The sequence below is a fragment of the Halorussus amylolyticus genome (assembly GCF_004143485.2).
Taxonomy (GTDB): Archaea; Halobacteriota; Halobacteria; order Halobacteriales; family Haladaptataceae; genus Halorussus; species Halorussus amylolyticus.
Genome location: NZ_ML974130.1, coordinates 256,859 through 275,868 on the forward strand (window position 1 = coordinate 256,859; position 19,010 = coordinate 275,868).

At 64.3% G+C, this 19,010-nt stretch carries 19 protein-coding genes and 1 tRNA gene; 11 read left to right on the top strand and 9 right to left on the bottom strand.

What is annotated here, in order from left to right:
- Positions 1 to 13 precede the first annotated feature (13 nt).
- The gene (locus EKH81_RS01305; protein ID WP_132058133.1) at positions 14 to 679 is read left to right on the top strand and encodes a DUF7119 family protein; all 666 of its coding nucleotides are present in this window, start codon (positions 14 to 16) and stop codon (positions 677 to 679) included.
- On the opposite strand, the gene EKH81_RS01310 is transcribed toward EKH81_RS01305, so the two are convergent.
- Positions 671 to 1,936 (bottom strand): ArgE/DapE family deacylase, encoded by a 1,266-nt coding sequence (locus EKH81_RS01310; protein WP_132058132.1) that lies wholly within the window; start codon positions 1,934 to 1,936, stop codon positions 671 to 673. The two genes, EKH81_RS01305 and EKH81_RS01310, sit on opposite strands and share 9 nt — an antisense overlap.
- A 105-nt stretch (positions 1,937 to 2,041) precedes the next feature.
- Here EKH81_RS01310 and EKH81_RS01315 point away from each other — a divergent pair.
- Positions 2,042 to 2,151: transfer RNA gene (locus EKH81_RS01315), tRNA-Lys, on the top strand.
- Positions 2,152 to 2,514: 363 nt separating this feature from the next.
- Here the strand turns inward: EKH81_RS01315 and EKH81_RS01320 are convergent.
- Both EKH81_RS01320 and EKH81_RS01325 read right to left on the bottom strand, forming a co-directional pair.
- Positions 2,515 to 3,102, bottom strand: coding sequence for a DUF7090 family protein (locus tag EKH81_RS01320; protein ID WP_132058131.1), 588 nt, complete (start codon positions 3,100 to 3,102; stop codon positions 2,515 to 2,517).
- Between the two features lie 85 nt (positions 3,103 to 3,187).
- Positions 3,188 to 3,628: a DUF2391 family protein gene (locus tag EKH81_RS01325; protein WP_132058130.1), complete on the bottom strand. Its 441-nt coding sequence runs from the start codon at positions 3,626 to 3,628 to the stop codon at positions 3,188 to 3,190.
- A 424-nt stretch (positions 3,629 to 4,052) separates the two neighbouring features.
- Here EKH81_RS01325 and EKH81_RS01330 point away from each other — a divergent pair, with 424 nt between their 5' ends.
- The 3 genes from EKH81_RS01330 (at position 4,053) to EKH81_RS01340 (ending at position 6,925) form a co-directional block, all read left to right on the top strand.
- Positions 4,053 to 4,733: a class I SAM-dependent methyltransferase gene (locus tag EKH81_RS01330; RefSeq protein WP_132058129.1), complete on the top strand. Its 681-nt coding sequence runs from the start codon at positions 4,053 to 4,055 to the stop codon at positions 4,731 to 4,733.
- A 41-nt stretch (positions 4,734 to 4,774) separates the two neighbouring features.
- Positions 4,775 to 5,242, top strand: coding sequence for an Lrp/AsnC family transcriptional regulator (locus tag EKH81_RS01335; RefSeq protein WP_132058128.1), 468 nt, complete (start codon positions 4,775 to 4,777; stop codon positions 5,240 to 5,242).
- Between the two features lie 438 nt (positions 5,243 to 5,680).
- Positions 5,681 to 6,925: a cation:proton antiporter gene (locus tag EKH81_RS01340; protein WP_132058126.1), complete on the top strand. Its 1,245-nt coding sequence runs from the start codon at positions 5,681 to 5,683 to the stop codon at positions 6,923 to 6,925.
- 48 nt (positions 6,926 to 6,973) lie between these two features.
- Here the strand turns inward: EKH81_RS01340 and EKH81_RS01345 are convergent, their stop codons facing one another.
- The gene (locus EKH81_RS01345; RefSeq protein WP_132058125.1) at positions 6,974 to 7,525 is read right to left on the bottom strand and encodes a DUF1684 domain-containing protein; all 552 of its coding nucleotides are present in this window, start codon (positions 7,523 to 7,525) and stop codon (positions 6,974 to 6,976) included.
- 392 nt (positions 7,526 to 7,917) lie between these two features.
- Between EKH81_RS01345 and EKH81_RS01350 the strand changes: the two genes are divergently transcribed.
- On the top strand, positions 7,918 to 8,448 hold the full coding sequence (locus tag EKH81_RS01350) for an NUDIX hydrolase (protein WP_132058124.1): 531 nt from the start codon (positions 7,918 to 7,920) through the stop codon (positions 8,446 to 8,448).
- 23 nt (positions 8,449 to 8,471) lie between these two features.
- On the opposite strand, the gene EKH81_RS01355 is transcribed toward EKH81_RS01350, so the two are convergent.
- Positions 8,472 to 9,098, bottom strand: coding sequence for a uracil-DNA glycosylase (locus tag EKH81_RS01355; RefSeq protein WP_132058123.1), 627 nt, complete (start codon positions 9,096 to 9,098; stop codon positions 8,472 to 8,474).
- A 77-nt stretch (positions 9,099 to 9,175) separates the two neighbouring features.
- Here EKH81_RS01355 and EKH81_RS01360 point away from each other — a divergent pair, with 77 nt between their 5' ends.
- Entirely contained in the window at positions 9,176 to 9,667 is a 492-nt protein-coding gene (locus EKH81_RS01360; protein WP_132058122.1) for a GNAT family N-acetyltransferase, read from the top strand.
- Between the two features lie 14 nt (positions 9,668 to 9,681).
- Here EKH81_RS01360 and EKH81_RS01365 read toward each other — a convergent pair whose 3' ends face one another.
- From EKH81_RS01365 to EKH81_RS01375, 3 genes are all read right to left on the bottom strand, one after another.
- Positions 9,682 to 10,959, bottom strand: a complete 1,278-nt coding sequence (locus tag EKH81_RS01365; protein WP_132058121.1) for a hybrid sensor histidine kinase/response regulator — start codon at positions 10,957 to 10,959, stop codon at positions 9,682 to 9,684.
- A 75-nt stretch (positions 10,960 to 11,034) separates the two neighbouring features.
- Entirely contained in the window at positions 11,035 to 12,315 is a 1,281-nt protein-coding gene (locus tag EKH81_RS01370) for a ribonuclease catalytic domain-containing protein (RefSeq protein WP_132058120.1), read from the bottom strand.
- A gap of 89 nt (positions 12,316 to 12,404) precedes the next feature.
- Positions 12,405 to 12,704, bottom strand: a complete 300-nt coding sequence (locus tag EKH81_RS01375; protein WP_132058119.1) for a DUF7562 family protein — start codon at positions 12,702 to 12,704, stop codon at positions 12,405 to 12,407.
- 156 nt (positions 12,705 to 12,860) lie between these two features.
- Here EKH81_RS01375 and EKH81_RS01380 point away from each other — a divergent pair, with 156 nt between their 5' ends.
- Positions 12,861 to 13,475 (top strand): DJ-1/PfpI family protein, encoded by a 615-nt coding sequence (locus tag EKH81_RS01380; protein ID WP_132058118.1) that lies wholly within the window; start codon positions 12,861 to 12,863, stop codon positions 13,473 to 13,475.
- A 38-nt stretch (positions 13,476 to 13,513) separates the two neighbouring features.
- Here EKH81_RS01380 and gnd read toward each other — a convergent pair whose 3' ends face one another.
- A complete protein-coding gene (gene gnd, locus EKH81_RS01385) occupies positions 13,514 to 14,419 on the bottom strand; it encodes a phosphogluconate dehydrogenase (NAD(+)-dependent, decarboxylating) (protein ID WP_132058117.1) in 906 nt (301 codons plus the stop codon).
- A 133-nt stretch (positions 14,420 to 14,552) separates the two neighbouring features.
- Between gnd and EKH81_RS01390 the strand changes: the two genes are divergently transcribed.
- The 3 genes from EKH81_RS01390 to EKH81_RS01400 all read left to right on the top strand — a co-directional run bounded on the left by EKH81_RS01390 (position 14,553) and on the right by EKH81_RS01400 (position 18,914).
- The gene (locus EKH81_RS01390; protein WP_132058116.1) at positions 14,553 to 14,783 is read left to right on the top strand and encodes a type II toxin-antitoxin system HicB family antitoxin; all 231 of its coding nucleotides are present in this window, start codon (positions 14,553 to 14,555) and stop codon (positions 14,781 to 14,783) included.
- A gap of 134 nt (positions 14,784 to 14,917) precedes the next feature.
- The gene (locus EKH81_RS01395; protein WP_132058115.1) at positions 14,918 to 15,754 is read left to right on the top strand and encodes a hypothetical protein; all 837 of its coding nucleotides are present in this window, start codon (positions 14,918 to 14,920) and stop codon (positions 15,752 to 15,754) included.
- Positions 15,755 to 16,238: 484 nt separating this feature from the next.
- Positions 16,239 to 18,914: a valine--tRNA ligase gene (locus tag EKH81_RS01400; RefSeq protein ID WP_132058114.1), complete on the top strand. Its 2,676-nt coding sequence runs from the start codon at positions 16,239 to 16,241 to the stop codon at positions 18,912 to 18,914.
- Positions 18,915 to 19,010 lie beyond the last annotated feature (96 nt).

Below are 19,010 nucleotides of genomic sequence, written 5' to 3' on the forward strand. Positions count from 1 at the left end.
CAGTGTCCGAGCGATGAGTCACGACGGACGAAACGGCCCGCCGACCGACCGCGAATCGCCGGTGGGTCAGCCGGTGGTCCGCGGCGACGAGACCGTCACCGGCCGGAACGCCGCGCGGGCCAAGGCGTTCGACCCGAGCGACCCCGACAGCCTCGCGGAGGCCGCCGAAACCGTGAGCCAGTTCGCCGAGAACACCGCTGGCGGAGCCGACAACGTCTACATGCTCCGGGGCGCGGCGGCGTGCGCCGCGCTCGTCCGCGGCGAGGGGTCGTACAAGCGGGCGGCCGAGCGCGCGGGCGAGGGCGTGACGGTCGCGTTCATCCGAAAGTGGGCCAGAGTTCACGACCTGCCCCAGTCCATCCGGCGCTACGTCGCGATGGGGTACGTCGCGCCGACCGCCGCGAAGCACATCGCCCGCGTGGACGGTGAAGACCGCTTCCAACTCGCGTGGGCGGTCCTCGACGGCGGCCTCACTGTCCGGGAGGTCCGAGCGGTCGCGAGCGCGGTCAACGGCGGTACGCCGGTCGAGTCCGCGCTGGCCGACCACGGCGTGACGCCCGGCGAACTCGAACTCTCGCTCCCGGCCGGCACCTACCGGGAACTCCGCCGGGCGGCCGCGCTGGAAGGGAAAGAACCGGGAGAAGTCGTTGACGAGGCGTTAGAGGCGTGGCTATCCTAAGAACTCCTTCGCCGCGTCTGCCAGCACTTCTCCACCGGTCAGCACCTCCGACCAGTCGATGTGTTCGTCGGGGAAGTGAGCCTGGTCCACGGTTCCCGGCCCGAACATGACCGTCGGGATTCCGGCATCGATGTAGTGGCGCGCGTCCGCGCCGTAGGTCGCACCTCGCGGCTCGGCGTTCGGCAGGTCGTGGGTCGCCATCGCGCGCTGGACGGCGTTCACCACGGGTTCGTCGCCCGAGATTTCCGACGGCTCGAACTGGACCGAGAACCGCTCGAACTCCGGCGGATGCTCGGTCAGCCACTCGTCGTCGGCCGCGATTTCGGCGAGTCGGTCCTCGAACTGGGCTTCGACCTCGTCTACGGTCTCGCCCGGCGCGACCCCGATTCGCATCTCGGCGGTGAGTTCCGACGGGACCGACGAGGCCCAGTCGCCCGCCTCGACCCGACCCACGACCACGGGCACCTTGACTGGGAACTCCTCGTAGAGCGGGTGGTCTATCGCGTCGTCGCGCTCGGCTTCGAGGTCCATGAACGCCCGGCGGATTCGCTCGAACTTCGGGAGCACGTCTACGCCTTCCCACCGAGAGGCGGCGTGAGCCGACCGCCCGGTCAGGTGGAGGCGCTTCATCACGGACCCCTCGGAGGCGACGATGGGCCGGAGTTCGGTCGGTTCGGCGATGATGGCCGCGTCGCGCTCGAAGGGGAAGGGATTCGACAGCGCCGACGACGCCGCGCCGATGCCACCGGCCTCCTCGTCCACGACCGCTTCGACCGCGATGCGACCGTCGAGGTCCGGGTCAGAATCGCGGAGGTGCTTGGCGGCGAAGATGCACGCCGCGAGTCCGCACTTCATGTCGGCCGCGCCGCGGGCGGTGAGCGTCTCGGTTCCGTCTTCCTCGCGCCACGTCGGTTCGAAGGGGTCGCTCGACCACGATTCACGCGCGGCCGGGACTACGTCGATGTGGCCGTTCAGCACGAGCGTTCGGCCCGCCTCGGGGTCGCCGAACTCCAGCACGCCGCCGACGCTCGGCCGGTCGGAGACCGGAATCTCGTCGGGGTCGTCCGGAAACGAGGGGTGGTCGGCCAGCAGCTCGGCGTCTCCGGTCCACTCGTACGTTTCGAATCCCAAGTCCGTGAGCCGTCCGCGGAGCCACTCTTGTGCGGGCAATTCGTTTCCTCCGGTGGTGTCGAATTGGAGGAAATCTTCAACGAACTCTCGCATGTCGGAATCGTGTTCGGCAGAGAACTCTCCCATGGGAGTGAGAACCAAAGACACCGGCGTAAATCTTGCGACGTGGAGCCGCCGACTGTCCCGGGAAATGGTAAACGTTTAACCTTGGCCGTCCACAAGTAGAATCAAGGGCCGGTAGCTCAGTTAGGCAGAGCGTCTGGCTTTTAACACAGCCAATCGAATTTCGGGTGGTTGTGGAAGAGACCAGACGGCCGGGGGTTCAAATCCCTCCCGGCCCGTTTTCCTGCGAACGAAGTGAGCAGTGAAAACGATAGTGGGAGGATTTGAACCCTGCAAGTCGCACGCCCGGAAACGCAGGCGAAGCGAGCATCCCGGACCGTCTTGCTTCGGCTCAAATCCCTCCCGGCCCGTACTTTTGCGCCGAACTCGACTGCGAGCAGCTTGTCTGCTCGCAAATTCGTGAGGCGCAAATTCGAACGCAGGAGGATTCGAAGTAGACGAGTCGCACGCCCGCACAACGCAGTGCGCAGGAACGTCTCGGCGTCGTTCAAACCCCTTCTAGCCCGTCACTTCCCACCAGCAAATCGGCGAGCGCCGCGGCGCTCGCCGATTTGCTCGTCCGTACATCTGCGAAGAAGCCGTCAGACCTTCTCGAAGTCCGTCGTCACGTTCCCGTCTCGGTCCAAGTCAACGATGGCGTCGAACAGGCCCATGAACTTCTCGACGTGGGTCTCGTCGTGGACGCCCTTCGAGAGGTGGAACAGGCCGACAGCGTCCTCCTCGTCCAACAGCGCGAGAATCTCGCGGATGAGGTCTCGAACGCGGGACTCGTCGGCGTAGTAGGCCATCTCGGTGATGGAGTCGAGACTGATGCGGCGCTTGCCGTCGCTCGATTCGAGGAACTTCCGGGTGATTTCGAGGACGCCGTCCAAGTCGTCGGGCGAGGAGACGTAGTGGACGTGGTCGGTGCTGCGCCGGGAGTAGCCGCGCTCGATGCTGAGGGTGTCGAGGATTTCGGCGTTGTTCTCGTCCACGTCGTAGTGGTCGAGTTTCTGTTTGACCTCGCGCGCGGTGGTCCGCGTCGAGATGACGAGGAAGCGGTCGGTGTCGGTCTTGAGGAAGTCGGTGTCGATTCGGTCGGTCTCTCCGGTGCTCGGATGGAGGAGCAGGATTCCCGTGCCACCGGGTATCGAGTCGGGGGCGTTCTCGATGGCGAGTCGATAGTCCATACCGACGGATAAGACAGGGACGCGACTTAAGAATACGGGTCAACCGTGGCGAGAAACCAGTTCGCGGCGGGGGAGTGCCGGGCGTTCAGAACACGCTGTCGGCGGTCGCCGCACCGACCACGCTGAACACCGCGCCGACGCTGATGGCCTTCAGCGTGGTCGTGACGGTCGTCATGGTAGGCTCGCTCGCGTCGTACGTCTCCGCGATGAAGGTGTCGGGCGCGCCGAACGCGAGCGTGAGGATGGCGACCGACCCGTACGACACCAGCATGAGCGAGATAAATCGGGTCGGGATGCCCGCGACCTCGGATTCTCGGTCGGGGTCGCGGTCGTCGTCGGCCTTGTAGAGCGCGCCGTAGCCGATGAGAAAGACGATGAGAACCGTCGAGAGCGCCTGCAGGGTAGTCATGTCGCTCGCCAGCGCCCACACCTCCTCGGTCACGACGAACGGTCCCGCGAGCAGGAACCCGCCGACTATCTGCTGGGCGGAGTCCGCCACTGCGAACCGCTTTTTCCGACCGACCATACCCGACGTGATACACCCCGTAGATAAAAGGCTCCTGCTATGGGGGATTCGTCTTGGAAGGGGATTCGAAGGGCGCTTCGTGACCACGGCAGAAAGTACCGCAGTGACTACCTCGAAAGCCCCCGCCCGGTCGCGGTCGCTCAGCGACATATCCTCGGCTCACGCCTTCGGCGTTCGCCTCGGATAGAGGCCGCTGAGGCGACCACAGGCCTTCGGCCCGCGACCGGGCGGCCCCTTTCATTCCCACCCGTGGTTCGCGTCACCGGCCGATTTCGGTTGACTGTGTCACCGGCCGATTTCGGTTGACTGTGTCACCGGCCGATTTCGGTTGACTGTGTCACCGGCCGACTCGGAACGACCGCCCGCCGAGACGGCGGGCGGTCGTTCCGAACTCGTTTAGTTCCTCGCGCGCCTCCCCGCGAGCATGAGCGTTCGCGAGGAATTCGACGACTGGGCCGCGGATGGCCGCGACAAGGGCATGGAAGACCGCCACTGGCACACCGCCAAGTACGTGCTGGCCCGGATGCCGGTCGAGGAGGGCCAAACCGTCCTCGATTTGGGCACCGGGAGCGGGTACGCCGCTCGCGGGCTCCGGGACACCAAGCGCGCCGGTCGGGCGTACGGACTCGACGGCTCGCCCGAGATGGCGCGAAACGCCCGCGGGTACACCGACGATTCGGACGTGGGCTTTCTGGTCGGCGACTTCGACCACCTCCCGTTCGCCGACGACAGCGTGGACCACGCGTTCACCATGGAGGCGTTCTACTACGCCAACGACCCGACCGAGACTCTGCGCGAAATCGCGCGCATCCTCCGACCCGGCGGCACCTTCTTCTGTGCCGTGAATTACTACGAGGAGAACGTCCACTCGCACGGCTGGCAGGAGAACATCGACGTGGAGATGACCCGGTGGTCGGCAACCGAGTACCGCGAGGCGTTCCGCGATGCGGGGCTTCACGTCGCCGAGCAGGACAACATCCCCGACCGCGAAACCGAGATTCCCGACGAGACCGAGTTCCCGACCGATAGCTGGGAGACCCGAGAGGCGATGGTCGAGCGATACCGGGAGTTCGGCACGCTGTTGACGGTCGGGGTCGCGCCCTGAGACCCGAAACTACTCGTATTTTCGACTCACGAGATGGGTGTATGCGCACCGAGGATTTGGACGAGCTGGACGAATTTATCCTCCACGAACTCCAGGGAAACGCCCGACACACCTCCGCGAGCACCATCGCCGAACAGATGGACGTGGCCGCGAGCACGGTCCGAAATCGCATCCGACAACTCGAAGACTGCGACGTCATCAGAGGCTACCCGCTCGACATCGATTACGAACTCGCGGGCTATCCGCTCCACACCATCATCCTCTGTACCGCGCCGATGCCAGAGCGCGAGACCCTCGCCCGCGAGGCGCTCGACGTTTCGGGCGTGGTCGCGGTCCGCGAGATAATGACCGGCGAGCAGAACGTCCACGTCAGCGTCGTCGGCACCGACCACGACGACTTGAGCCGGATCGGTCAGGACCTGAACGAACTCGGTCTCGAAGTCGTCGAAGAAGAACTCATCCGCAACGAGTACACCCAGTCGTACCAGCGATTCGACTGTTCGGAGTGACGACCGGACTCGGTTCCCGAAGCTGACAGAACGAATCGGGATATTAAAGGAGTTTAATTCTCGTTTCGGGATTTTATGACAGTCTTTATGTCGTATCGGGAGCTACCCTCGGTCGTAATGGGGAAACGACCACCCGAACGACACACTCGACTCGGTGACAGATGACCGATATCAGCACGCGTCGGAGCCTCGCGGACGGAGAGTCCGTCGTCGAGGCCGCTGTCGCCGGGGCCGACAGCATGAATTTACTCGCTACGAAACTACTCTCCATGCACCGTTTTGAACGCGTCACCGACTCCGACGGTGCGCGAAATTCTCTCCCGACGACCGACCGAAACGCCGAACCGTGACTTTCCCAGCTATGTACGAACACAAAACGGTAGCCGCCGCTGAACTGCCCGACGACCGACCCCCGAATCGAACGGAGGTGACGACCTGATGGTAGAAGCCGTCGGCTTCGACATCCTGAATCTCCTGCTCGTCCTCGCGCTGGCGTGGGTGTTCGGGGCGTTCTCCGAGCGACTCGGCTACCCCGCACTGATGGGCGAACTCCTCGCGGGAATCGTGTTCGGGCCGCCGCTGCTCGGCCTGCTCCACCCTGCGGAGGAACTCGACATCCTCGCCGAACTCGGCGTGTTCCTGCTGATGCTCTACGTCGGGATGGAGGTGGACATCCACGACCTGTTCGAGTTGGGAACCAAGTCGCTGTTAATCGCGCTCGGCGGCTTCGTGGTTCCGTTCGGACTCGGGTACGCCGCCGGGGCGAGTCTCGGTCTGGCGGTCGGACCCTCGCTGTTCATCGGCATCGCGATGGCCGCCACGTCGCTGGCGACCAAGTCGCGCATCCTCGTGGACCTCGACCTGCTCGACACCCGCATCGCCGGGGTGTTGCTCGGCGGCGCGCTCATCTCCGACGTGGGCGTGCTGGTCGTGTTCGCGGGCGTCATCGGCTTCATCGAGGCCGGGTCGGTCGAACCGATAGCCATCGCCGAAATCGCGGGCAAGGCGCTCGCGTTCTTCGCGGTCGCGCTGGTCATCGGCGACCGATTCCTCCCCGTCGTCTGGACTCGCTTCGAGAAACTCCGCGAACACTACGGCTTCGTGGACCGGACCTCGGCGTTCACCGTCGCGATGGTGGTCGCGCTCCTGTTCGCGTACCTCGCGGACCTCGCGGGTCTCCACATGATTATCGGCGGCTTCATCGCCGGTCTGTTCCTCCGGCAGGCCGACCTCGAACCCGCGCTCTACGACCAGGTGTACGACGTCATCTACGACCTCGCAATCGGTTTCTTCGCGCCGATTTTCTTCGTCACGGTGGCGTTCGACCTCTCGCTGTCGGTGTTCTCGGAGGACCTCGGCCTGCTCGCGCTCCTGACCGCAATCGCGTTCGTCGGCAAAATCTTCGGGTCGTGGCTGTTCTCGCTCCCGACCGACCTCACCTCACGCGAGGGGTTCGTCGTGGGTCTCGGCATGAACGGCCGCGGCACCGTCGAGATAATCATCGCCTCCATCGGCCTGAGCGCGGGCATCATCAACCAACAGTTGTTCTCGATTCTGGTGTTCCTCGCCATCCTGACCACCGCGCTCGTCCCGGTCACGATGAAGTGGGGCGTCGATTGGCTGGAGAGCGTCGGCGAACTGGTCCAGATGGACGACGCCGAGACTCCGGACGTGGAAGCGTAAGACCGCGTCCGGCGGTTCAACCGCCGGAAATCGCTCGTTCGAAGACGATTACGCTTTCTCGCCCGCCAAAATCTCGGTCTCCAGCCAGTTCTCCTCGGGCGGGAGCGGGCAGGCGAACGTCTCGCTGTACGCGCAGAACGGCGAGTACGCGAGGTTGAAATCGAGGACCATCTCCGCGCCGTCTTCCAACTCCTCGTCGGTCTCGAACTCCATGTACCGCCCTCCCTCGTAGGTCTGCTGGCCCGTCGTCTTGTCGCGGAAGGGGACGAACAGCCCCTCGTGGTCCTCTCGGCTGTACCCCGCGAGTTCGTACTCCTCGCCCTCGATTTCGAAGTGGAGGGTCGCCACCCGGAGGTATCGCTGTGGCACGCCCGCGCTCACGTCCATCTCCACCGGGTCGGGGTCGTCGTGGACCTCGACCGTGGCGCTCACGCGGTAGTCGGGGTCGGGGTCGAAGTAATCGAGGCGCTCGAAGTCCTCGCGCTCGCCCGGCGGAATCGGCGACTGCGGGTGGTCGGCGAAGAAGTCGTCCTTCTCTCGACGGTGGGACTGGAGTTCGTCGCGCCACGACTCGGCGTCGAAGCTCTCGGCGTCGGTCATGCGTGGCGGTACTCGCTCGCGCCGGGTAACGGTTTGCATGACTCGCTGGCGAAAACTCCCGAGTGTTCCGGAACACCCACTCGTTCCTGTTGAGTCGCGACGCTGAAAGCAACTGAGATACTGAACTCTCCGAAAGCCCCCGTCCGCTCGCGGTCGCTGAGCGGGATATTTCGCGCGCGCAGTTCTGCGCGCGCGAAATAGTGGCCCGCGCAGACGACCACGCCCTTCGGGCGCGACCGGACGGCCCCTTTCATTCCCACCCCGCTGTTGGCTGCGCTTGCTGATTTTCGGTGGAGTGTGTCATCGGCCGATTCTCGGCGGCCGTCTCACCGAACGACACCCTTCGAAATTCGATAGCCACGCTTTACGTCGCTCGCGCCGACACCTCGCACATGACCGACGACTGGCGACTCATCGAATCCGTCACGGAGTACGAGACCGGGTGGTACACCGGCGGCTACGACCTCGTCGAACAGCCCGACGGCTCGACGAAAAAGTACTACTGGGCCGAACTCCCTCCCGCGGTGGTCGTGGTCGCCGTCACCGACGGGCGGGTCGTCTTCGTCGAGCAGTACCGCCCGGCCATCCGCGAGACGTGTCTGGAGTGCCCCGCCGGAATCGTAGAGGACGGCGAATCCTACACGACCGCGGGAGCGCGCGAACTCCGCGAGGAGACCGGCTTCGACCCCGCGGGGGTCAGCCTGCTGGAGGATTTCTACTGCTCGACCGGCGTCCTCCGCCACGAGCGCGGTATCGTCTTCGCCGAGGGGCTGACCCCTGTCGAGCGAAAACTGGACAGCAACGAGTTCATCACGGTCCGCTCGCTTCCGGTCGAGGACGCCCTCGACGCGGCGCGCGCCGACCCCGCCAACGACGCGACCATCGAGGCGCTCCTGCTCGCGGAGCGAGAGGGTCTGTTGTAGCTCACACCGGGCCTGCACTGCGCTCACACCACGGCCGCGATTCGGTCCCGAATCGCGGCCGCGTACTCCTCGCGGGTGTAGCCGAGTCGCGGGAGCCAGACGTTCTGATACGAGGGGTGGACCAGCGGGAGGACGACGGCGTCGAAATCCGAGGTCTCGACCGGGTCGAGAACCGAATCGAGGAACGACTCCGGAGCCTCCTCGCCCAGCACCGAGCGCGTAGCGTGCGTGCCGGTCGTCGCCACCATCGCGGGGTCCACCTGCCGAATTTCGGTTCGGAGGTGGGTCCGGCAGTTCGCGCGCTCCTCGGCGGTGGGTTCGCGGTTCGTCTCCGGGTCGTCTTCGACCGCTGGAAAGCACTTCACCGCGTTCGTGAAGTAGCAGTTCCCGGCGAATCCGGCGTCGGCGAACACGTCTCTCACCGTCCGACCCGAGTGGAGCGAGGTGTACGCCATCCCGGTCCAGTTGCCGCCGCGCCACTGCTCTGCGTCCGGGTCGCCGAAGGCGGGCGCTTCGCCAACGACCATCACGTCGGCGTCGTGTGCGCCGTTGCCCCACGCGATGCGCTCGCGGCACGCCGCGAGCGCGGGACACCGGTCGCATCCGGGTTCGAGCGCGTTTCGCGAATCCGGGTCGGGGAACTCGGCCATACCCGTCCTCGGTGGCGCGTGGGCCTGAATCTCACGCTCGCGAAAGCTATTTGACACGCTCCGGACAATTCGACGGCATGGCGTTCGAGATTCGAGACGCGACCCCCGACGACGCGCGGGCGATTCGCCGAATCGCCCGCGCGTCGTGGCACGCCGCCTACGACGACATTCTCGGGGAGGAGGCGGTCGATTCGGTCGTGGACGATTGGTACGGTGTCGAAGGTCTCCGCGAGTCCATCTCCCGCGACGACGCCCGATTTCTGGTCGCGGACGCGGACGCCCCGGTCGGATTCGCGCAGGCCGTCCGCGATGACGACGGTCCGGCGTGGTTCCCCCGAATCTACGTCCACCCCGGCCGCTGGGGCGAGCGAATCGGCTCCGAGATGCTCGCCGAAATCGAGTCGTGGCTCCGCGGCGGGGACCAAGAGCGTCTCAGACTCGCGGTCATCGCCGACAACGAGGTCGGAAACGCGTTCTACGAGAAGCGGGGGTACGAGGTCGTCTCGGAGACCGACGAGGAACTGTTCGGCGTGGAGTTCGAGGAGTACGTCCGCGAGAAGGAACTGTAGGCGGTCCGACTCGGTCACTCGCGCTCGGCGGCGAGTTCGCGTTCGAGACGCTTTCGCTCGGTGATGTCGGTGTAGATGACGAAGCCGTCGGCGTCGTCGCTCGGGGTCCGAACCGTGTGGAGGAGGAAGTCCCGCAGACCCTCGTCGGTGACCCGCCGGACCTCCCTCGTGACCTGTTCGCCCTCGCGCATCCGTTCGTTGACCGCTTCGGCCTCGGACTTCGCCTCCTCCGTGTCCGGAACGATGAGGTCGTCGATGGGCGCGTCTTCGATTTCGTCGATGTCCCACCCGAACACCTCCCCGAACCGGGGGTTCGCTTCGCGGATGACGGGGTCGTCGTCCCTGAACCGACCCACGCAGACGGCGTGCGGGATGTTTTCGAAGAGCGTGGCGAACTTATCGCGCTCGTCGCGGAGTCGCGCCTCGGATTCGATGCGGTCGAGCGCGGCCCCGACGTGAGCCAACAGGAGTTCGGCGAGTTCGCGGTCGCGGGCGTCGAAGCCGTCGACGGTTCGAGACACCGCCTGAAATACGCCGTGGTCGTCGATTGGAACCGTCAGCGTCGAGCGATAGTCGGACTCCGCCGGAGCGAAATTGCAATCCCTGAGGTCGTCGATTCGAACGGTCTCGCCCGCCCGATACGCTCGGGCCGCCACGCTCTCGTCGGTCTCGGTTGGCGTCGAGCGGTAGAAGCCGTCGGTCGGGACGCCCTTCGAGACGGCTTTGGGTACGAGTCGGTCGCCCTCGCACAGGCTGATGTCGCAGATGTCGAACGCCAGAATCTCCTCGGCGGCCGCGACCGCGAGCTGGCAGAGCGGCGTCCGGTCCGAGCAGGTGGCCGCGCGGGCCGCGGTCTGGTGAAGCGCTTCGATTCGCTCGCGCGTCTCCCGAAGTTCGACTCGCGCGCGGTTCTCCGACACCGCGTTGTCGATTCGGTTCGCCAACACCTCGTAGTGGTCGGTGCCGGTCTGCTTCTGGAGGTAGTCGGTCACGCCCGCCGAAATCGCCTCGCTCGCAATCTCCTCGCTCCCCTTCCCGGTGTAGAGGATGAACGGGAGCCTCGGGTACTCCTCGCGAACCGCTTCGAGAAACTCCAGACCGTTGGTCTCCGGCATGTTGTAGTCGGAAACGACGCAATCGAATTCGGTGTTCCGGACGAGCGCGAGCCCGTCGGTCGCGTTCGTCACGGCTCGGACGCTCATCCCGTCACCGACTCGTTCGAGATACTCCGCCGCCAACTCCGCGAGACCCGGCTCGTCGTCGACGACGAGGACTCGCTTCCGATTGTTCATCGTCGTCCGTAAACATAGCGAAATATCGTATAAAGTTTCCGACTACTGTCTCCGGTCTCAAAACTGCTCGTCGAGTCAGTCGTCCTCGACGATTTCGATGCCGCGGTTGTTGACCGCCGCGGGGTCGAGACCGACCTCTTGGAGGTACTGCTTGTACTCGCGCTCGCACGCCTCGGCGTCGGCCTGCTTGTCGCTCGCGCGGTCACAGAGCGCCACGAGGTCCTCGGGCACGTCGTTGGTGTACACTATCCAGTGGTTGATGAGGTCCGAGAGCCGTCGGATGGGACTCGTGAAGTGGCCGTAAATCTCGAAGTTGAGCGCGTGGTGGCCGCCGAAGGGGTCGTTCATGTACTTCGCGCGCGGCATCACCTTCATCACGGCCCACTGAATCTTGTCGAGTTGGCGTGCGGGCGCGTCTTCGAGCGTGGCGTTGACCGCCTTTCGGGGGTCGTCCCACGCCTCGCCCGGAATCGAGACGCCGTCGAGTTCCTGAATCTCCTGCAGCGCCTCGCCCCACTCGTCGGGCGTCGGCTGCGGGTGGACCCGGTACATCGCCTCGACGCCCCGATTCCACATGAGTTCGTGCGTGACGGCCTTGTTGGCCTTCAGCATGCACTCCTCGATGATGGTGTGGGCGCGGTCCCGCCGGGGGTTGAGGACGAGGCTCCCCTCCTCCTTGCGCTGTTCGTGCATCCGGTCTGCGACCTCGAACGCGAGCGCGTTGTCCTCGTGGAGCGGCGCGTCCTCGTCGTCGATTCGGTTCTCGGCCTGCGAGTACGTGAGTCGCTCGTCGCTCCGGATGACCGACTTGTAAATCTCGATGTTTTCGTAGCCCAGATGCTCCTTGTCGAGGTGCATCTCCACGGTGTGCGCCAGTCTATCTTCCTCGGGGACGAGTGAGCAGACGGTCTCGGCCAGCACCGGCGGGAGCATGTGGACGGTGTACGACGGGAGGTAGACGGTGTTACCTCGCTCGACGGCTTCTGCCCACATGTTGGTCTCGGGATTGACGTAGTGGGTCACGTCGGCGATGTGGACCCAGAGGACGTACTCGTCGTCGCGCTCCTCGATGGAGATGGCGTCGTCGAAGTCCTGGGCGTCGATGGGGTCGGTCGTCCACGTCGTCATGTCCCGGAGGTCGCGGCGCTCTTCGAGTTCGTCCTGTATGTCCTGTTCGACGTTCTCGGTTCGCTTCTCGGCCTCCGTCAGCACTGCTTGGGGAAATCCGTCGCGAATCTCGAACTTCTCGAAGAGGTCTTCGCGCTTGTCTTCGAGTCGGTCGGCCAATTCAGGGGAAATCTCGACTGGACCTTGGCCCTCCGCGGTTCCGGCCTCGGCCTGGGCGTCGCTCGTCATACAGAAACGTAACGGCGACGAGTAGTTAGTCGTGTCGGGTCAGTTCGCGGACGAGTCGCGGCGGCCGTACGAAGGCGAGTAGCGCGGGCCTACCGCTCGTGGTCGAGTCGCCCGTATCGTTCCTCGACCGCCCGCGCGTAGCGCGCGAGAAACTCCACTTCGGTTAGCTCTCCGGCCTCGATGTCCACCAGTAGGCTCTCCAGTTCGTCTCGCGGTTGGTGACAGAGGTCGGTGTGACACGCCTTGCAGAGATGCTCGAACGACTTGCCCTTCCGGTCCCAGCGGTCGCCCTCTTTGTCGTACTCGCGGGCGTCCGACCGAGCGATGGTGTCGCCGCACGCGATGCAGTCTACCGAGTCGTTTCCCCGGCTCCTCCGGGTTCCCCACATACTCCCTCCCACGCTCCGGCGTTACTTGCTGTTTTTGGTAATCGGCCAGATACGTTCGGAGATTCGAAACACGAAAGTAACGCGGGCTTACTCGCCGCCGTCCCGGCGATTTCCGCGGACCACACGCTTTTGGCTTCACCTCCCGAGGAGACCACCATGACCACCAGAATCGCGGTCGTCGTCTACGACGGCTTCGACGAGATGGACGCCGTGGGACCGTACGAAGTCCTGTCGTCGGCCGCCGGTCGAGGCTGTGACCTCGACGTGAGTATCCGGACGCTCGACCCGACAGACACCGTGACCGCGGCCCACGGCCTCCGAATCGGCGTGGACGGCACCCTTGCCGACGCGGACCCCGACATCGTCGTGGTTCCGGGCGGCGGGTGGAGCGCCCGGACGCCCGAGGCGAGCGCGTGGGCCGAGGCGCAGAAGGGCGACCTGCCCGCCGCGCTCGCGGACCTCCACGAGCGCGGCGTCGAACTCGCGGCGGTCTGCACCGGCGGAATGTTGCTGGCGGAGGCCGGGATTCTCGACGGTCGGCCCGCCGTCACCCACGCCAGCGCGGTCTCGGACCTCCGGGAGACCGACGCCGAGGTCGTGGACGCCCGCGTCGTGGACGACGGCGACGTGCTGACTGCGGGCGGCGTGACCTCGGGGATAGATTTGGCGCTCCACTTGGTCGAGCGACTCTGCGGCGAGGAGATGGCGGAGGAGATGGCGACTCGAATCGAATACGACTACCGGGAGGACGTGTACGGGTCAAACTCCTAAGAGTTCGGACGGCTACTCCTCGCGCTTCGCTCGCGGGACTACTCCTCGCGCCGGGCGACCTCGTGCCGCCCGAAGCCGTATCGAAGCCGATTCGCGAGTCGTCGCGAGAATCGGCCCTCCTCGGGCGCACGCGACCCGAATCGCTCCGAGAGCGCCTGATAGATGAGCGGGAGGGGAACCTCCTGCTCCAAGGCCTCTTGGACGGTCCACGTCCCCGTCGAACCGCCAGCGATGTAGTCGTCAACGTCTCCGAGGTCGGTGCCCTCCTCGCGGAACGCCTCCTCGCAGAGTTCGAGCAACCACGACCGGATGACCGCGCCGTTGTTCCACGTCCGGGCCACGTTCTCCAAGTCGAGGTCGTACCGGCCCTCAGCGAGGAGTTCGAAGCCCTCGCCGTAGGTCTGCATCAGCGCGTACTCGACGCCGTTGTGGACCATCTTGACGTAGTGGCCCGACCCCGCGGGACCCATACGGTTGTGGCCTGCCGGTCCGGTCGCCACCGCGTCGAAGACGGGGCACATCTCGTCGTAGGCCCACTCCGGGCCGCCGACCATCAGCGAGAAGCCGAGTTCCGCCCCTGCCGGACCGCCGGAGGTGCCACAATCGAGGTACGCCGCCGAGGTTCCTTCAGCGCGTCGGGTGGAGTCCTCGAAGTGGGAGTTGCCGCCGTCCACGACGATGTCCTGCTCGGAGAGATGGGATTCGAGGTCGTCCAAGGCGGCATCGACCGGCGCTCCGGCAGGGACCATCAGCCAGATGCGCTTCTCGTCGCCGAGTTTCTCGGCGAGGTCCACCACGGAGTCGGCGGGGGTCGCGCCCGCGTCCGCGGCGTTCGCGACGGCCTGCTCGTCCAAATCGAAGGCCACGATGTCGTGACCCTCGGCTATCGTTCGGTCCACGACGATGCGGCCCATCCGGCCCAGTCCGATGACGCCCAGTTGCATGGGGAAGGGTGGTTCGGGGGCGAAGGTAGGGGTTGCGGTTTCGCGGTCGTTTTCGCGAGAATCCTCTCCCCCGAAAGCACTGATTCCGGTCATGAACACTCTTATCACCGTTCCACCCGAAACTGTAGACAGTATGGCTACTTCCGCTCGGCGGGACCCCGACGACCCGCAGCGGGAAATTCGGCTTATCGAGGAAGACGACGGATGGTGGTCGGCAATAGACGAGCAGACCGGCGTTGCGAGCCAAGGCGAAACTCGTCGCGCGGCTCTCGACAATCTCGATGAGGCGGTCGAACTCACCGAGCAAGCGCGCAACGAGGATACGCCCGCACCCGAATCGGACGCGCCGTGGTTCGATACCTAACTGTGCCGACGCGCGATTTCTCCGGTAGAGGCCCGATACGAGCGAAACGAGAGCTGTGACCGTCCACTTCACAAGAGACGCTAATCGAACGGAAGTCGAAAAGATTGAAACAGTTGGTTGGCTGAGTACTGATGATGGACTCTCCGGAGCAGGCATTCCTCACGGATACCGAGCTTTTGGAGTGGCTGTCTAATTGTGAGCCTGCGGCCCCTCGCGACATTGCGGAAAGCCGTCGTCGAGAAAACGTCATCCGACTCCAGTGCAGGCAACTCCGTGATTGTGGACTCCTCCAACAGGTCACTCACGACGTGTACGAATTAACACAACGGGGGCGAAAACATGTCGGCGGTGAACTCGACCTCCCCGAAACCGACGGCGACCTACCAGTCGAGTTATCACGTATCGCCCCACGGTGGCAAAGGGACGACGACCGCATCACCGATGTTGACGGCATTGACGCCGAGACGATAATCGCATTCAATTTCGAACGGTACGAGGACGAAGTAGACCAGTACGGATTAGTCCAAAATTCGCGTCGTATCACGAAACGACGGATTGGAAACGTCTCGGAGCGAGACGTTGACCGAGTACTTCGTGAATTCCCACGGCAGGAACCGCTGGTGCAACAGTGTGCGCACTGGGTGCGAGCTATCTCTGGTCTCCACTTTTTTCCGGATGCAAATCACCGTACTGCGATGGGGAGTCTTCGAGCACTCCTATACCTCAACGATATCTCGGCTCCGGACGAATGGCCGGGTCACGAAATCAACCGAACGATACTCAAAGCGAAGTTCATTCGAAACTTCGTGGTTGATGTTCGGTTCGATACTCTGTGGGAGAAAGACGAACTCTATCACCTCTGGCACCGCCACTTCCGTAACCTCTTCTTCGACTTAGAACCGACTTCGGTACACAAACATTCGACTACAAGGTTAGGGAATGCGCTCGATGCGGCACGGAAGCAGGGATAAGAGTAACACTTACTGTTCGTCACGACCGGTCGATTCAGCTTCAGCCATTTTGGTGTACGCAGCACGATTTTCCTTGACATCCTGCTGCATGATTTTGAGTGCTTTTTCCTTCATACTGTCACCCGTTTTGGAGTGTCGGGACGGGAGTTGGGCGTTGCTTGGCTCGAACTGACACTCCAACGCCACTACCTCCTTATAATAATTACTTACTTATTAAGTGTACCGGTGATCTACCCCGTGGTCAGAGAGGAGCGCTTTTCTCCCTACTGTAACGGCGTACAGAGATGGCACTCGTCTCCTTAGATTCGATTCTGAAAATATGGCCACTGAACTCTCTTCTACAACGAGAACCTTTATCAGTCCCGCCCGATTCCGTTGTCGTATGAGGCTGACCGCGTCGGTAGTACGTTGAACAGTTCAGCGCAGCGGCGCGTCTTTCTCGACGGACCAACTTTCCACCGATAGAGTCAGCTACACTTCCATCATGACCGACGTTCCCGACAGCTACGACCCCGAGACAGTCGAACCGAAGTGGCAAGAAGAGTGGCGCGAGTCGGAGGTGTACTACCACGAGGGCGAACCCGACTACGTCATCGACACCCCGCCGCCGTACCCCACCGGCCAGCTCCACATCGGCCACGCGCTCGGCTGGAGCTACATGGACTTCGCGGCGCGATTCCACCGCCTGCTCGGCGAGGAAGTCCTCTTCCCGCAGGGATGGGACTGCCACGGCCTGCCGACCGAGGTGAAAGTCGAGGAGGAAGAGGACATCCACCGGACCGACGTGCCCCGCGAGGAGTTCCGCGACCTCTGCGTCGAACTGTCCGAGCGACGCATCGACAGCATGAAGGACACGATGCACGCGCTCGGCTTCTCGCAGGACTGGTCGGCGGAGTACCGGACGATGGACAGCGAGTACTGGGCGAAGACCCAGCAGTCGTTCGTGGAGATGGAGGCGGGCGAGGGCGAGGAAAGCTACGTCTACCGCGACGAGCACCCCGTGAACTGGTGTCCGCGGTGCGAGACCGCGATTGCGGACGCCGAGGTCGAGAACATCGACCGCGAGGGCACGCTCCACTACATCACCTTCTCCGGCGTGGACAACGACGACACCGACGAGCAAAGCTCGTCGAGCAATCGGACGTCGTCCGATGACATCGAAATCGCGACGACCCGCCCCGAACTGCTCGCGGCCTGCGTCGGGATGGCCGTGGACCCCGACGACGAGCGATACTCGGACCGAATCGGCGACACCTTCGAGGTCCCGCTGTTCGGCCAAGAGGTCGAACTTCTCGCCGACGACGACGTTGACGGCGACTTCGGGACCGGCGCGGTCATGATTTGCACGTTCGGCGACAAGCAGGACGTGACCTGGTGGGCCGAACACGACCTCGACCTCCGGCCGGTGTTCACCGAGGACGGCCGCCTCGGCGAACTCGCGGGCGAGTACGAGGGCCTGACCGTCGAGGAGGCGAAGGCGACCATCGCCGAGGACTTGGACGAGGCGGGCTACCTCGAAGACACCGAACCCACCGACCAGTCGGTCGGCGCGTGCTGGCGGTGCGACACGCCCATCGAAATCCTGAGCAAGGAGCAGTGGTTCGTGGAGGTCCGACAGGACGAGATTCTGGAGAAGGCAGAGCAGGTCGAGTGGATTCCCGACCACATGTACGACCGCCTCGAAGACTGGACCGAGGGGATGGAGTGGGACTGGGTCATCTCCCGCCAGCGCGTCTTCGCGACCCCGATTCCGGCGTGGTTCTGCCGCGAGTGCGACCACGTCCACGTCGCCGAAATCGAGGAACTCCCGCTCGACCCGACCGAGCAAGACCCCGAAGTCGGAAGCTGTCCCGAATGCGGTGCCGAGAACTGGGAGGGAGAGACCGACGTGATGGACACGTGGATGGACTCGTCCATCTCGCCGATGCACGTCCAGGGGTGGCCCGACGAGGAGTTCACGCCGACCACGCTCCGCGAGCAGGGCCACGACATCATCCGGACGTGGGCGTTCTACACCCTCCTCCGGGTCACCGCGCTCGAAGACGAGATTCCGTGGGACGAGGCGCTCGTCAACGGCATGGTGTTCGGCGACGACGGCCACAAGATGAGCAAGTCCCGCGGTAACGCCGTCGGCCCCGAGGAGGCGGTCGCGGAGTACAGCGCCGATTCGGTTCGCCAGGCGCTCGCGCTCGGCGGCCAACCGGGAAGCGACATCCAGTTCCAGTGGAAGGAGGTCAAGTCGGCATCCAGATTCCTCACCAAGTGCTGGAACATCTTCCAGTTCTCGTCGGGCCACTTCGACGAGTCCACGCCCGATATTTCGGCTCCGGCGTACCGGGACGCCGACAAGTGGATTCTGACGAAGCTCGCCAGCACAATCGAAGAAGTCGAGGCCGACATGCGCGAGTACCGCTTCGACTCGGCGCTCCGCAAACTCCGGGAGTTCGTCTGGGAGGACTTGGCCGACGACTACCTCGAACTCGTGAAGGGGCGGCTCTACGAGGGTCGCCCCGGCGAGCGAGACGCCGCGCGTCACGCGCTCTACACCGCGGTCTCGGCGTCGATGCGCATGCTCGCGCCGTTCTCCCCCCACTTCGCCGAGGAGGTGTACCACCACCTGCCCGGCACCGAGGGGAGCGTCCACGTCGCGCCGTGGCCCGACGCCGACTTCGGCATCGAGGACGAGGACGCCGAGGCGAAAGGCGACGTTATCGCCGAAGTCGCCAGCACGGTCCGGGCGTGGAAGTCCGACGAGGGGATGGCGCTCAACGCCGACTTGCAGCGCATCGAGGTCTACTCCGACCACGGCCGAGGCTACGACACCTACGACCTGAGCGAGGCGGTCAACGCCCCGGTCTACCTCGAAACCGGGTCGCCGAACGTCGAACTCGTCCCGGTCGGCGTCGACCCCGACCACAGCGTCATCGGCCCGCAGTTCCGCGACAAGGCCGGACAGGTCGTCGCGGCGTTGGAGTCGTCGGACTTCACGCAGTTGAAGAACCAGAAGAAAATCGAGGGCGAAATCTCGCTCGAACTCGACGGCGAGACGGTGACCATCGACGGCGACGCGGTCGAAATCGAGGAGGAGTATCGCGCCGAGGGCGGCGAGGAGGTCGAAGTGGTCGAGACCGACTCGGCGACGATTCTGGTGTTCCCCTAGCGGAATCGGCATCGATTTTCGAAGCGTTGTACTCGTTCGCGCGCCTCTGCGTGCAGGCGTTTCGTGGTTGCGGTCGCCCTTCGACGATAGTTTAGA

Coding starts and splice junctions, on each gene's coding strand:
- EKH81_RS01365 (WP_132058121.1), bottom strand. CDS start 10,959: ATGAACAATCGGAAGCGAGTCCTCGTCGTCGACGACGAGCCGGGTCTC.
- EKH81_RS01355 (WP_132058123.1), bottom strand. CDS start 9,098: ATGGCCGAGTTCCCCGACCCGGATTCGCGAAACGCGCTCGAACCCGGA.
- EKH81_RS01375 (WP_132058119.1), bottom strand. CDS start 12,704: ATGTGGGGAACCCGGAGGAGCCGGGGAAACGACTCGGTAGACTGCATC.
- EKH81_RS01380 (WP_132058118.1), top strand. CDS start 12,861: ATGACCACCAGAATCGCGGTCGTCGTCTACGACGGCTTCGACGAGATG.
- EKH81_RS01350 (WP_132058124.1), top strand. CDS start 7,918: ATGACCGACGACTGGCGACTCATCGAATCCGTCACGGAGTACGAGACC.
- EKH81_RS01305 (WP_132058133.1), top strand. CDS start 14: ATGAGTCACGACGGACGAAACGGCCCGCCGACCGACCGCGAATCGCCG.
- EKH81_RS01370 (WP_132058120.1), bottom strand. CDS start 12,315: ATGACGAGCGACGCCCAGGCCGAGGCCGGAACCGCGGAGGGCCAAGGT.
- EKH81_RS01345 (WP_132058125.1), bottom strand. CDS start 7,525: ATGACCGACGCCGAGAGCTTCGACGCCGAGTCGTGGCGCGACGAACTC.
- EKH81_RS01325 (WP_132058130.1), bottom strand. CDS start 3,628: ATGGTCGGTCGGAAAAAGCGGTTCGCAGTGGCGGACTCCGCCCAGCAG.
- gnd (WP_132058117.1), bottom strand. CDS start 14,419: ATGCAACTGGGCGTCATCGGACTGGGCCGGATGGGCCGCATCGTCGTG.
- EKH81_RS01310 (WP_132058132.1), bottom strand. CDS start 1,936: ATGGGAGAGTTCTCTGCCGAACACGATTCCGACATGCGAGAGTTCGTT.
- EKH81_RS01335 (WP_132058128.1), top strand. CDS start 4,775: ATGCGCACCGAGGATTTGGACGAGCTGGACGAATTTATCCTCCACGAA.
- EKH81_RS01330 (WP_132058129.1), top strand. CDS start 4,053: ATGAGCGTTCGCGAGGAATTCGACGACTGGGCCGCGGATGGCCGCGAC.
- EKH81_RS01360 (WP_132058122.1), top strand. CDS start 9,176: ATGGCGTTCGAGATTCGAGACGCGACCCCCGACGACGCGCGGGCGATT.
- EKH81_RS01340 (WP_132058126.1), top strand. CDS start 5,681: ATGGTAGAAGCCGTCGGCTTCGACATCCTGAATCTCCTGCTCGTCCTC.
- EKH81_RS01320 (WP_132058131.1), bottom strand. CDS start 3,102: ATGGACTATCGACTCGCCATCGAGAACGCCCCCGACTCGATACCCGGT.
- EKH81_RS01400 (WP_132058114.1), top strand. CDS start 16,239: ATGACCGACGTTCCCGACAGCTACGACCCCGAGACAGTCGAACCGAAG.
- EKH81_RS01395 (WP_132058115.1), top strand. CDS start 14,918: ATGGACTCTCCGGAGCAGGCATTCCTCACGGATACCGAGCTTTTGGAG.
- EKH81_RS01390 (WP_132058116.1), top strand. CDS start 14,553: ATGGCTACTTCCGCTCGGCGGGACCCCGACGACCCGCAGCGGGAAATT.